We start from the raw sequence: 12,915 nt of genomic DNA on the forward strand, positions 1-12,915 counted from the left end.
GGGGCGGTCATCGGTCGTTCCCCTGGGCGAGGGTGCGCACCCAGCTGACGTGCCGGTCGACGACGGCGATGGCCGCGGGGGCGTCCCCGGCCCGCAGGGCGTCCAGGATCTCGGCGTGTTCGGCGATGTTCTTGGCGATGCGGTCGGGGTGGGCGTGCATCGCGGCGACGCCCATCCGGAGCTGGCGGTCGCGCAGCTGGTCGTAGAGGCGGGAGAGGATCTGGTTCCCGGCGCTGCGGACGATCTCCGCGTGGAAGGCGCGGTCGCTGACCGAGACGGCGGCCAGGTCGCCCTCGGCGGCCTGCCGGCGCATGTCCGCGAGCAGTTCCCCCAACCGGGTGATGAGGGCCGGCGGGGCGGGTACGGCCTTGGCCGCCGCGTGCTTCTCCACCAGCAGCCGGGTCTCCACCACATCCGCGATCTCCTGGGCGGACACGGCCAGCACGAGCGCCCCCTTCTTCGGGTAGAGCTTGAGCAGTCCCTCACCCTCCAGCCGCAGCAGCGCCTCCCGGACGGGCGTCCGGGAGACCCCTACGGCCTCCGCGAGACCGCCTTCCGTGAGCAGCGTCCCACCGGCGTACCGCCGGTGCAGGACACCGTCCTTGACGTGTGCGTAGACGCGGTCGGCCGCGGCCGGCCGGCCCGCGGGCGCCGTGGAGGGGCCACGGAGGGGTCCCTCAAGGGGGACGCGGCGGGGGTGGAAGGCATGCACACAGCATAGATACAAGACAGATGCCTTGATGAGGGGCTGTCCGCGATACGGACGGGGCGTGGTACGGACCGCGGCGTAGGCGGTGCCGACGGCATAGGCGGCGTCGGGGGAGCGGGTGGGGGTGGAGGCGGTGCCGATGGCGTAGGCGGCCTGGACGGAAGGGGCCTTGCCGGGGTCGCCGCATCGCTCCGGCGGCGCAGTGGCCGTACGCGCTCAGTCGGGCAGCGGCGTGATGAAGACGAAGCGCAGGTCCGGGCGCTGTATCGGCAGCAGCACGTGGCTGGTCACCCGGAGTTCGGCGTGGCCGTGGTACGGCAGCCGGAGCCGGAAGACGTCCCCGTCGCGGTGTTCGACGACGTCGTGCTCCTCGGCCCAGATGCGGCGGCAGTCGGCGTCGGAGTCCAGGACCTCGCGGACCAGGGCCCGCAGCCCGGCGTCGCCGGGGTTGCTGTTGGCGGCGACGCGGAGCATGGCGAGGTAGGCGCGGGCGCAGCTGTTCTCCCAGTCCAGGATCTGCTCGCGGGCCTCGGGGTGCAGCAGGCCCCAGCGCATGAGGTTGGCCCCCGGGCGGAGCACCCAGGGGAACCACTCGCCCATCAGGCGGTTGGAGGCGACGATGTTCCACGCGTTGTCGGAGAGGTAGGCGGGGTACGACGTCTGCTGGACGAGCAGGTTCCGGACGCCCTGCGGGAGTTCGCCGGCCGGGCACGGGGAGCCGGGCGGGCGCCGGCCGCAGACGGCGAGGAAGAGCGTCAGCGTCTCCGCCTCGCTCAGCCGGAGCGCCGCGGCGACCCGGAGCAGGAAGTTCTCGGAGAAGTCCTGGCGGCGCCCGGCCTCCAGGGCGCGGTACCAGCCCTCGCTGACGCCGGTGAGCCGGGCGACGTGCCGCTGCGAAAGCAGACGGCCCGGTCGGGGCTGGACGCCGCGCAGCTCGGGGACGGTCCGCGCGTCGACCCGGGTCCGCCATGCGCGGAGCAGACGGCTGATGGACTCGCCGCCCTCCGCCGGATCCGGAACACCTCCGCCCGCGCGTGCGCCCGTCACTGGGAGCCTCCGATTCCGACACTGCAAGTGTCGGCCAATCTTAAGTAAATTGCCCCACACGGGCCATTCCACCCTGCCGATGGAATGGTTCGAGGCCGCTCTGCCGTGAGAACGGGGGCCCGGATGCCGTCCGCTCCTCACTGGAGGGGGTGAGGAACGGACGGCGTCCGGGCCCTTCGTCATGCCCGGGCGAGCCCTTCGTCGTACCCGGCCGGCACAGTCGCCGCCGGTCGGAGACGTCGCAGCCGGCCGAGGGAGTCACAGCCGGTCGGAGAAGTCACAGCCGGTCAGGGGCGGGCCGGAGCGGACCGCGGGGCGCGGAAACCGACTCCCCGGTACGGAAACGGCCGGGAAGGCCGTCCGTCCGCCCCGGGGAACCGGCCCGCCGTCAGCCCACCGGCCCACCGGCCGGTCAGCCCACCGGCCCGTCGACCGGCCGGGCCCCTTCGACAGGTCGGCCGGTCCGCCCGTCAGCCCCAGGTGAGCAGCCGCTTCGGCTGCTCCAGTACCGCCGCGATGTCGGCCAGCACCCGCGAGCCCAGTTCCCCGTCCACCAGGCGGTGGTCGAAGGAGAGCGCCAGCGTGGTCACGTGCCGCGGCTTGACCTTGCCCTTGTGCACCCAGGGCTGGAGCTTGATCGCGCCGAACGCCAGGATCGCCGACTCGCCGGGGTTGAGGATGGGCGTCCCGGTGTCCACCCCGAACACCCCGACGTTGGTGATGGTGACCGTGCCGCCGGACATCTCCGCCGGGCTGGTCTTGCCCTCACGCGCCGTGCTCACCAGGTCGGAGAGCGCCCGCGACAGCTCGGGGAGCGTCTTGGCCTGCGCCTCCTTGATGTTGGGCACGATCAGCCCGCGCGGCGTCGCCGCGGCGATGCCCAGGTTGACGTAGTCCTTGCGGACGATCTCCTGGTTCTCCTCGTCCCAGGAGGCGTTGATGTCCGGGTTGCGGCGGATCGCCACCAGGAACGCCTTGGCCACCAGCAGCAGCGGGTTGACCCGCAGCCCGGCCATGTCCGGGTCGTCCTTCAGCCGCTGGACGAGCTTCATCGTGCGGGTGACGTCGACGGTGACGAACTCCGTGACGTGCGGCGCGGTGAAGGCGCTGGCCACCATCGCCTGCGCGGTCGCCTTGCGGACGCCCTTGACGGGGATCCGGGTCTCGCGTGCGGCCCACGCGCCGGCGGCCGGTGCCTCGGCCGGGGCGGCGGCGACGGGCGCCTCCGGCACCGGCGGGGCCACGCTCGCCTGGTGGGCGGCGTGCACGTCCTCGCGGGTCACGATCCCGTCGGGCCCGGTCGGGCTGACGGCGGCGAGGTCGATGCCGAGGTCCTTGGCCAGCTTGCGGACGGGCGGCTTGGCCAGCGGCCGGGCGTTCCCCGCGACGGCGGGGGCACCGGTCACCGACGGAGCGGCGGGAGCACCGGTCACCGGCGGAGCGGCGGGAGCGGGAGCCACCGGAGCGTGCCCGTTCAGCTCCGCCTGGACCGCCGCGCCGACCGTCGACGCCTCCGGACGGGCCGCCTTGCGCGGCCGCCGCTTGGTGGACGACGGCGCCGCGCCGTACCCGACGAGGACGGCCTGCCGGCCCTGCCCCTGGCCCTCGCCCTCCGGCGCGGCCGCCGTCTCGGCGTGCGCCGCGGGCTCGGCCGGGGCGCCGGCGAGGGTCGGGTCGATCGCTCCGGGCGGGGTCACCGGCCCCTCACCGGGCCGGGTGTCGACCGAGATGATCGCCGTGCCGACGTCGACCGTCACACCCTCCTCGAAGCGCAGCTCGTGCACCACGCCGTCGAAGGGGATGGGCAGTTCGACGGCGGCCTTGGCCGTCTCGACCTCGCAGACCACCTGGCCGTCGGAGACGGTGTCGCCCACCGCCACGTACCACTTGAGGATCTCGGCCTCGGTGAGGCCCTCGCCCACGTCGGGCATCTTGAACTCGCGGAAGCGCTGGTCGCTCGCTGTGCTCGCAGTCATCGTCACGACTCTCCTCAGCCCTCAGTACGCAAGCGCGCGGTCTACGGCGTCGAGCACCCGGTCCAGTCCCGGAAGGTACTCGTCCTCCAGCCGCGACGGGGGGTAGGGGGCGTGGTAGCCGCCGACCCGCAGGACGGGGGCCTCCAGGTGGTAGAAGCAGCGCTCGGTGATCCGGGCCGCGATCTCGGCGCCGGAGCCGAAGAAGACCGGGGCCTCGTGGACGACCACGAGCCGGCGGGTGCGCTCCACGGACGCCTGGACGGCGTCGAAGTCGATCGGGGAGATCGACCGCAGGTCGATCACCTCCAGGTTCTTGCCCTCCTCGGCGGCGGCCGCGGCCGCCTCCAGACAGGTCTTGACCATCGGCCCGTAGGCGACCAGCGTCAGGTCCGTGCCCTGGCGCACCGTACGGGCGGTGTGCAGCGGGCCCGGGATCGCCTCCGTGTCGACCTCGGACCGGTCGTGGTAGCGGCGCTTGGGCTCGAAGTAGATCACCGGGTCGTCGCTCTGGATGGCCTGCTGGAGCATCCAGTACGCGTCGGAGGCGTTCGACGGCGACACGATCTTCAGGCCGGCGACGTGCGCGAACAGCGACTCCGGGGACTCGCTGTGGTGCTCGACGGCCCCGATGGCACCGCCGTAGGGGATGCGGACGACGACGGGCATCTTGATCTTGCCGAGCGCGCGGGCGTGCATCTTGGCGAGCTGGGTGACGATCTGGTCGTACGCGGGGAAGACGAACCCGTCGAACTGGATCTCCACGACCGGCCGGTAGCCGCGCAGGGCCAGGCCGATGGCGGTGCCGACGATGCCGGACTCCGCGAGCGGGGTGTCGACGACCCGGTCCTCGCCGAAGTCCTTCTGGAGCCCGTCCGTTACGCGGAAGACGCCGCCGAGCTTGCCGACGTCCTCGCCCATGACGATGACCTTGGGGTCGTTCTCCAGGGCGGTGCGGAGGGAGGCGTTGATCGCCTTGACGATCGAGAGCTTCTCGGTGGCCATTACTTGCTCTCCTCGTCGGCGAACGAAGCCTGGTAGGCGATGAATTGTTCGCGTTCCTCGTCGACCAGCGCGTGGCCGTCCGCGTAGATGTTCTCGAAGATGGCCGTGCTCTCCGGGTCGGGCATGGCGCGCACGGTCTCGCGGACGCGCTTGGCCAGCGCGTCGCTCTCGGCCTCCAGGGCGGCGAAGAACTCCTCGTCGGCGAGGCCCTCGCGCTCCAGGTGGCGGCGGAGGCGCAGGATCGGGTCCTTGGCCTCCCACAGCTCCCGCTCCTCGTCCCGCCGGTAGCGGGTGGGGTCGTCGGAGGTGGTGTGGGCGCCCATCCGGTAGGTGAACGCCTCGACGAAGGTGGGGCCCTGGCCGGTGCGGGCGCGCTCCAGCGCGGCCCGGGTGACGGCGAGGCAGGCCAGCACGTCGTTGCCGTCGACGCGGACGCCGGGGAAGCCGTAGCCCTGGGCGCGGCGGTAGAGGGGCACGCGGGTCTGCTTCTCGGTGGGCTCGGAGATGGCCCACTGGTTGTTCTGGCAGAAGAAGACCACGGGGGCGTTGTAGACGGCGGCGAAGGTGAACGACTCGGCCACGTCGCCCTGGCTGGTCGCGCCGTCGCCGAAGTAGGCGATGACGGCGGAGTCGGCGCCGTCCTTGGTGATGCCCATGGCGTAACCGGTGGCGTGCAGCGCCTGCGAGCCGATGACGATCGTGTAGAGGTGGAAGTTGTTCTCGTTGGGGTCCCAGCCGCCGTTGTTGACGCCGCGGAACATCCCCAGGAGGTTGGTCGGGTCCACGCCCCGGCACCAGGCGACGCCGTGCTCGCGGTAGGTCGGGAAGACGTAGTCGTCGTCGCGGGTGGCCCGGCCGGACCCGATCTGGGCGGCCTCCTGGCCCAGCAGGGAGGCCCACAGGCCCAGTTCGCCCTGCCGCTGGAGGGTGGTCGCCTCGGCGTCGAAGCGGCGGGTCAGCACCATGTCGCGGTAGAGGCCGCGCAGTTCCTCGGGCGTCACGTCGATGGCGTAGTCCGGGTGCTCGACCCGCTCGCCCTCGGGCGTCAGCAGCTGTACGAGCTCCGGCTCGCCCGCCCCGGCGGCCGGCTTCTTCGCTCCGGCGCGTTTGCCGCCCCGCGGCTTGCGCGCGGCGGTGCTGTCCACGGTCACGTGTGCTCCTCCGTCTGTCCGGCCCCCGGGGTCGCCGGTGGCCGTAGGGGGTCCCCCCGCCGTGGGGCTGGGGGATGCTCGCCCGCTTCCCGACGGCACACGGGGTGGGTGTGCCGAGGCCGAACCGGGCGTGACAGGTGTCCCGCCGAATGGCCTGCAATATGCACGTTACCCAGTACTCCGCATTCCTGCGAAACCCTCTCTGACCTGCGATTTTGCTTGGATTTCCAAGTAAATCGAGAAAGGGCCGACAAAGCACTGGTCACAGCGTTGCGGGCCGTCCCCGCCGAGGCAGGGTTACCGCCGGAACGACGGCACGTTATCCCGGAGGACAAGAGCAGGGGAAGACTCGATGTGTGAGACTGACACTGTGCGCGAACAAGGAAAAATCACGGTATTTCTGCTCGACGACCATGAAGTCGTGCGGCGCGGCGTTCACGAGATGCTCTCCACCGAGGAGGACATCGAGGTCGTCGGAGAGGCCGGTACCGCCGCGGACGCACTGGTGCGCATTCCCGCCACCCGGCCCGACGTCGCCGTTCTGGACGTTCGGCTTCCGGATGGCAGCGGGGTCGAAGTCTGCCGTGAGATTCGTTCGCTCGACCCGCGAATCAAGTGCCTGATGCTGACGTCGTTCGCCGACGACGAGGCGCTTTTCGACGCGATCATGGCCGGGGCCTCGGGTTATGTCCTGAAGGCGATTCGCGGCAATGAGCTGCTCTCCGCCGTCCGGGACGTCGCGGCCGGGAAGTCGCTGCTCGATCCGGTGGCGACCGCGCGGGTGCTGGAGCGGCTGCGCGACGGCAAGAGCCCGCGCGGCGACGACCGGCTGGCCTCGCTGACGGAACAGGAACGGCGGATCCTGGACCTGATCGGGGAGGGGCTGACGAACCGCGTGATCGGCGAGCGGCTGCACCTGGCGGAGAAGACCATCAAGAACTACGTATCCAGCCTGCTCTCCAAGCTGGGCATGGAACGGCGTTCGCAGGCGGCCGCCTACGTCGCGCGTCTGCAGGCGGAGAAGCGCTGAGGGGAGGGGGCTTTACAGCCCCGGGAGATCCCGTACGGGGTGCCCGTTTAGGGACCAACGTCCCGCCCGCGACGGGGCGGGTGGCTCTACGTGTACCGGACGTGACGGTGCAGAGTAAGGCGCATGCCCGCACCGGTACAGCCGGCCGCCCCGCCGGCCACAGACGAACACCGAGCGCTCGAACTGCTCGGCCGCGCCCCCTACGGGCACCTTTCGGTGACCCTGCGCGCACTCCCGTTCGTCATCACCACCCGGCACATCGTGTCCGACGGGCGCGTGCTGGTGCGGCTGCACGGCGGCTACGGCTACGGCCGGGCCTGCGACGGCAGCGTCATCGCCTACAACGCCGACAACTTCGGCGGGCGGGAGGAAGGCGACGAGGACGTCTGGCACGTCCAATTCGTGGGTACCGCACGGCGGTTCACCCCGGGACCGGTGGAACTGCTGCACTTCGGGCCGGCACCGCGAGCGGCGGACAACGCACCCTTCCTTCCCGAATACCTGTGCATAGAACCGCAGTTCATCACCCTGCACCACCTCGAAGGCGTACCCGCACGACAGGCCGCGCACTCGCCGTGAACTAACATTTGGGGCGTGCCGCGCTCACTTGTCCCCCCTGTCGCACCTCCCGACGGCGGCACCCTGCGCACGCTCCTGCGCCGCTACCGGCACGCCGGCGAGCCCCTCGCCTGCGAACCGCTCAGCGAGGGTCTGCTGAACCACGGGTACCGACTCTCCACCAGCCGGGGCCACTTCTTCCTCAAGCACCACCTCGACGGCGACCGGGCCGCCATCGCCCGGCAGCACGCGGCGACGCAGCGGCTCGGCGCCCTCGGCCTGCCGGTCGCCCCGCCGGTGGCGGCGGAGGACGGATCGACCGTCGCGGTCCTCGGCGGCCGCTGCTACGCGCTGCACCCGTGGGTCGAGGGACGGCACCGGGACGGCGGCGAGCTCACCACCGCCCAGTCGCGCGGCCTGGGCGCGCTGCTCGGCACCGTCCACGTCAGCCTGGAGACGGTGATGCGGGAGGTCGCCGGGCCGGGGGCGGCGGAACGTGGGATTCCGAGGGCGCGGGCGGTCGGACGGTGGGCACCGGGGACGGCACCCGGGCGGCGCGGGCCGGGGCGGTGACGGGCGCGGCGTCGGGCGCCTGGGCCGGCACCGCCGGCGCGGGCGGGCGGAACGGGACGCTGACGGCCGCGCGGGCCGGCGCGCGGCGCGGTGACGGCACCGGAGCCCGGCTCGGCGCGGGCGTCCCCTACGGGCCGGGAGCGGCCCTCGTGCCCGGCGCGGTGGGGGCGGCCGTCGGTGCCGCGGCGGGCGGCTGGCCGCTCATCGCCCCTGGAAGGTGTCCCGCGGGGCTCAGGGGCGCCCCGCCGGGGACACCGGCGCGCCAGGCCCCCGAGAGCGCCCCTGAGGGCCCTCAGCGCGCCCCTGGGGGGCCGCCCGGGGCACCGTCCGGGGATCGGAGGCACGCCCCCGACCCCCGTCGCACCCCCGACACGCTGGACGTCGCCGCCGACCCCGAGGACACGTACGCGCTCATCGAGGAACTGCTGGTCCTGGTCCGCCGGGGCCCCCGCGACTCCTTCGACGAACTCGCCGAGCACCGCCTCGTCGAACGCCGGGCCCTGCTGGAACGGCACGCCCACCGCCGCCCGCCCCCGGCCGCGACCCCGGCGCGCGGCTGGGTACACGGCGACTTCCACCCGCTCAACCTGCTGTACCGGGACGCCGAACCCGCCGCGATCGTCGACTGGGACCGCCTCGGCGTCCGCCCCCGCGCGGAGGAGGCCGTCCGCGCCGCCGTGATCTTCTTCCTGCGCCCCGACGGCACCCTCGACTTCGCGAAGATACGCCCGTACGCCCGCGCCTACCGGCGCACCACCGGCGCCGGCCCCGAGGAACTCGCGGCGGCCGTGCACCGCGTGTGGTGGGAGCGCCTCAACGACTTCTGGATGCTCCGCTGGCGCTACCAGCTCGGCGACCACCGCGCCGACCCCGGCTTCCCGGCGTCGGCGGCGCTGGCGGTGTGGTGGACGGGCTCGTACGAGGACGTGCGGGACGCGTTCACGGACTGAGGCGGGGCACGAAGCCCCGCCTCGGCGGTCGGAACGGCCCGGTCACCGGGCCCGCGTGTTCACGACACGCTGTCAGTGGTGACGTTGGTGTTGCCGGGGTTGTTCGCGTTACCCGGGTTGTTGGCCGACCCTGGGTTGTTCGCGTTACCCGGGTTGTTGGCGTTACCCGGGTTGTTCGCCGTGCCCGGGTTGTTCGCGTTACCCGGGTTGCTGGTGGGGTTGTTGCCGTTCCCCTCGCTGGTGCCCTTGGACGTGGTTCCCTTGCCGTCGTCGGTCGGCTTGTTGCCGGTCGGCTCACCCGACGGTTCCCGGGTCGGATCCGTGGTGGGCGCCTTCGTGTAGCGGTGCCTCGACCCGCCGGTGCTGCCGTAGCTGTCGTTCTCGTCGGAGGTACCGCCCGTCGAGCCGGTCCCGTTGTCGGGCTCGGACGACTTCTCGCCCTTGGGGGTGGAGGAGGAGCCGGTGGGGCCGGGGGTCTGGGACGCGGAGTGGCTCGGCGTCTTGACGGGCTCCTCTTTCTTGGCTCCCTTGTCCTTGCCAATCGCCGCGTACGCCGCCACGGCGGCCACCACCGCCGCCACCAGCACCACGATGGCGATCAGCTTGTTGCGGCTGCCCCCGCCGCCCCGCCCGTGCCCGCCCGGCTCGTAGTCGTCGTCGCCGGACCCGCCCATGCCCTGGGGCAGGATCCGCTGCGGCGAGGTGTCGCCGTGCTGCGGGCGCTGCATGGCCGTGGTCTGGCCCAGGCCGACGCCGCCCAGGACCTGGGTGGCCGCGGCGGCCGGGATCTGGCCGGTGTCCCAGGCGCCGCTGTGGCCGCCGGCCTCGTGCAGCATCTGGAGGCTGTACTGGACGAGCGAGCGCATCTCCTCGGCGCTCTGGAAGCGGTCGTCCGGGTCCTTGGCCAGGGAGCGCATGACGAGTCCGTCGAGCTCCGGCGGGACGGAGTCCAGCACCTGGGACGGCGGGACCGGATTGTCCTGAACGTGCTGGTAGACGACCGAGAGCGGGGTCTCGCCGGTGAACGGCGGGCGCAGCGCCAGCAGTTCGTACAGCATGCAGCCGGTCGCGTAGAGGTCGGACCGGGCGTCGACGGTCTTGCCGAGCGCCTGCTCGGGGGAGAGGTACTGCGGGGTGCCCATGACCATGCCGGTCTGGGTCATGGTGGACGCGGCGCCGTGCAGGGCGCGGGCGATGCCGAAGTCCATGACCTTGACGGCGCCGTTGTTGGTGATGATGACGTTGGCGGGCTTGATGTCGCGGTGCACGATGCCGTGCTGGTGGCTGTAGGCCAGCGCGTCGAGCACCCCGGAGACGATGATCAGCGCCTGCTCGGGCGGCGGTGCCTCCGCGTTGAGCAACAGGTCCCGGATGGTGCGGCCTTCAACCAGTTCCATGACGATGTACGGCACGGTCTGGCGGCCGACGATGTCCTCGCCGGAGTCGTAGACGGCGACGACGGCGTGGTGGTTCAGTCCGGCGACGGACTGTGCCTCGCGGGTGAAGCGGGCCTTGGAGACCGGGTCCTCGGCCAGGTCGGAGCGGAGCAGCTTGACCGCAACGGTGCGGCCGAGGCGCACGTCCTCGGCGGCGAAGACCTCGGCCATGCCGCCGCGGCCGAGCCGGTGGGTGAGGCGGTAGCGGCCGTCGCCGACCACGCCGCCGTTACCCCACATTTCCGGCACATCGGGCATACCGCCCCCGTTGGCGTCAGGGTCGGACGGACCCTGGGCGCTCTGCGTCTGTGCCATCAGTCCTCGCCGTCGTGTCTGGCCGCTCGCGGGGGCCAAGCCTTGGGGCAGTGCTCACGCTGCTGAGCCGTACGCGGAGCAATGCAGTCTTCCGATAAGGCACGCTACAGGTTCCGCGACGCGCGCCGGTCGGGGATGGACGGGCAATCAAACCCGCAGCGGCCCGGGCAAGGCAAATTCCGTGACGGCTTGTCGCGCATCCGGTCACGGAACGGGCACGCGGCTTGACGTGCCCCTGGCCTGCGGCACACTTGGCCGGGATACGTGTCCGGCCGGATGGGATCCGGCCGGATCCAACCTATGAGCCGGGCCCGGCCCGGGTGTCGCGTCACCGACCGACGCCGGTCGGCGCCGAGGGGGAAGCAACACCATGAGCCAGGACGGCGCACAGGGCCGCTACGCGGGACGGGCCGTCGGCGGCGGCCGCTACCAGCTGCGCGACCTGCTCGGCGAGGGCGGCATGGCCTCCGTGCACCTCGCGTACGACTCCGTGCTCGACCGCCAGGTCGCCGTCAAGACCCTCCACACGGAACTCGGCCGGGAGTCGTCCTTCCGCGAGCGGTTCCGCCGCGAGGCCCAGGCCGTGGCCAAGCTCACCCACACCAACATCGTCTCCGTCTTCGACACCGGCGAGGACGCGCTGGACGGCACGACGATGCCGTACATCGTCATGGAGTACGTCGAGGGCAAGCCGCTGCGCTCCGTCCTCGACGCGGACGTGGCGCAGTACGGCGCGATGCCGACGGCCAAGGCGCTGAAGATCACGGCCGACGTGCTGGCCGCGCTCGAGGTCAGCCACGAGATGGGCCTGGTCCACCGGGACATCAAGCCCGGCAACGTGATGATGACCAAGCGTGATGTGGTCAAGGTCATGGACTTCGGCATCGCCCGCGCCATGCAGTCGGGGGTCACCTCGATGACGCAGACGGGCATGGTCGTCGGCACCCCGCAGTACCTCTCCCCCGAGCAGGCCCTGGGGCGCGGCGTGGACGCGCGCTCCGACCTGTATTCGGTCGGCATCATGCTCTTCGAGCTGCTGACCGGCCGGCTGCCCTTCGACGCGGACTCGCCGCTGGCCATCGCGTACGCGCACGTCCAGGAGGAGCCGGTCGCGCCCTCCACGATCAACCGCTCGATCCCGCCGGCGGTGGACGCCCTGGTGGCCCGGGCGCTGAAGAAGAACCCGAACGAGCGCTTCCCGAGCGCCGCCGCCATGCGGGACGAGTGCGCGCGCGTGGCCGGTACGGCACGCACGGCCGCTTCGCCGGTGATCTCCGGGGACGCGCCCGCTCCCGGCAGCGGTGCCGGGGTCTCCTCGGCGGTCTTCCCGCCGGTGGACCAGCAGGCGGTGCCCGCCCCGGGCATCCAGTCCGTACAGACGCCGTACCAGGCGCCGCCGCAGCAGAACCCGTACGGGGCGTACGGGTCGAATTACGCGGCCCAGCCTCCCGGCCCTTCCCCTGCCTACCAGACGCCCCCGTCGTACCAGGGCGCGCACACGCCCCCGCCCGGCGTCATGCCGGCGCCCTCCGCCGGGGGCGGCGGCGGGAACGGGAACGGTGGCCGGGGCAACAAGCCGGTCATCATCGGCTCGGCCATCGTCGCCGCGCTGGCGGTCATCGCCGTGATCGCCGTCGTCGCCCTCAAGGACAACAAGAACGACGACCCCGCCAAGGCGGACAAGCCGGTCGCCCAGGTCTCACAGTCCGCGGCCCCGGTCCCGGTGGGCGGCTCCTCCGGCGGTTCCAACGGCTCGACGGGCGGCGGCAACGGGGGCGGCGGCGTGGGCAACAAGCACGTCGACGGCGACAAGTCCAAGGTCATCGACGCGGACAAGTGCACCAACGCGCGCCCCAGCTTCCTGGACAAGACCAAGACGAGCATGCCGGAGGTCACCTTCGTCACCGCCGAGTCGGTGAAGCAGTGCTTCCAGGCCGCTCACTGGCGATACCGCGAGGACAAGCAGAACGAGAACGTGTTCGGCAAGGGCACGGTCGTGATGCAGAACCCTCAAAAGAATGATCCGTTCGACCCGAAGACCACGACGATCGTCATCACTGTCTCGACGGGCGACCCGGCTTCCTGACGGCGGAAAGCCGGAGACCGGCCGCCGCTGTATGGCGGCAACCGGTCTCCGGTGTACGTCCCTTGGCCCTACGGGCCCCCGT

10 protein-coding genes and 1 pseudogene are annotated in these 12,915 nt (G+C 72.1%); 5 read left to right on the forward strand and 6 right to left on the reverse strand.

Annotation, left to right across the window (positions count from 1 at the left end; all coding sequences use genetic code 11):
• Positions 1-7: 7 nt before the first annotated feature.
• The 5 genes from ACQEVS_RS16780 to pdhA all read right to left on the reverse strand — a co-directional run bounded on the left by ACQEVS_RS16780 (position 8) and on the right by pdhA (position 5,885).
• Complete coding sequence (locus ACQEVS_RS16780) at positions 8-592, reverse strand: GntR family transcriptional regulator (protein ID WP_433027623.1); 585 nt, start codon at positions 590-592, stop codon at positions 8-10.
• 333 nt (positions 593-925) lie between these two features.
• On the reverse strand, positions 926-1,756 hold the full coding sequence (locus ACQEVS_RS16785; protein ID WP_433021236.1) for a helix-turn-helix transcriptional regulator: 831 nt from the start codon (positions 1,754-1,756) through the stop codon (positions 926-928).
• A gap of 470 nt (positions 1,757-2,226) precedes the next feature.
• A complete protein-coding gene (locus ACQEVS_RS16790; RefSeq protein WP_433021238.1) occupies positions 2,227-3,732 on the reverse strand; it encodes a dihydrolipoamide acetyltransferase family protein in 1,506 nt (501 codons plus the stop codon).
• A 21-nt stretch (positions 3,733-3,753) separates the two neighbouring features.
• On the reverse strand, positions 3,754-4,734 hold the full coding sequence (locus ACQEVS_RS16795) for an alpha-ketoacid dehydrogenase subunit beta (RefSeq protein WP_433021240.1): 981 nt from the start codon (positions 4,732-4,734) through the stop codon (positions 3,754-3,756).
• Positions 4,734-5,885: a pyruvate dehydrogenase (acetyl-transferring) E1 component subunit alpha gene (gene pdhA / locus ACQEVS_RS16800; RefSeq protein WP_433021242.1), complete on the reverse strand. Its 1,152-nt coding sequence runs from the start codon at positions 5,883-5,885 to the stop codon at positions 4,734-4,736. Before pdhA ends, ACQEVS_RS16795 begins: the two co-directional genes overlap by 1 nt.
• Positions 5,886-6,255: 370 nt before the next feature.
• Between pdhA and ACQEVS_RS16805 the strand changes: the two genes are divergently transcribed.
• The 4 genes and pseudogenes from ACQEVS_RS16805 to ACQEVS_RS16820 all read left to right on the forward strand — a co-directional run bounded on the left by ACQEVS_RS16805 (position 6,256) and on the right by ACQEVS_RS16820 (position 8,996).
• On the forward strand, positions 6,256-6,915 hold the full coding sequence (locus ACQEVS_RS16805; protein ID WP_433021244.1) for a response regulator: 660 nt from the start codon (positions 6,256-6,258) through the stop codon (positions 6,913-6,915).
• 123 nt (positions 6,916-7,038) lie between these two features.
• Positions 7,039-7,494 (forward strand): pyridoxamine 5'-phosphate oxidase family protein, encoded by a 456-nt coding sequence (locus ACQEVS_RS16810; protein ID WP_433021246.1) that lies wholly within the window; start codon positions 7,039-7,041, stop codon positions 7,492-7,494.
• Between the two features lie 15 nt (positions 7,495-7,509).
• Positions 7,510-7,968, forward strand: a pseudogene (locus ACQEVS_RS16815) (phosphotransferase); the annotation flags it as partial.
• Between the two features lie 32 nt (positions 7,969-8,000).
• On the forward strand, positions 8,001-8,996 hold the full coding sequence (locus tag ACQEVS_RS16820) for a phosphotransferase (protein ID WP_433021248.1): 996 nt from the start codon (positions 8,001-8,003) through the stop codon (positions 8,994-8,996).
• 59 nt (positions 8,997-9,055) lie between these two features.
• On the opposite strand, the gene ACQEVS_RS16825 is transcribed toward ACQEVS_RS16820, so the two are convergent.
• Complete coding sequence (locus ACQEVS_RS16825; RefSeq protein WP_433021250.1) at positions 9,056-10,747, reverse strand: protein kinase domain-containing protein; 1,692 nt, start codon at positions 10,745-10,747, stop codon at positions 9,056-9,058.
• A 370-nt stretch (positions 10,748-11,117) separates the two neighbouring features.
• On the opposite strand from ACQEVS_RS16825, the gene ACQEVS_RS16830 reads away from it, so the two are divergent.
• Positions 11,118-12,833 carry a protein kinase domain-containing protein gene (locus ACQEVS_RS16830; protein WP_433021252.1) on the forward strand — a complete coding sequence of 572 codons (1,716 nt, stop codon included), beginning with the start codon at positions 11,118-11,120 and terminating at the stop codon, positions 12,831-12,833.
• The last annotated feature ends 82 nt before the right edge of the window (positions 12,834-12,915 follow it).

It is taken from the genome of Streptomyces sp. CA-181903 (assembly GCF_050937075.1).
GTDB lineage: Bacteria > Actinomycetota > Actinomycetes > Streptomycetales > Streptomycetaceae > Streptomyces.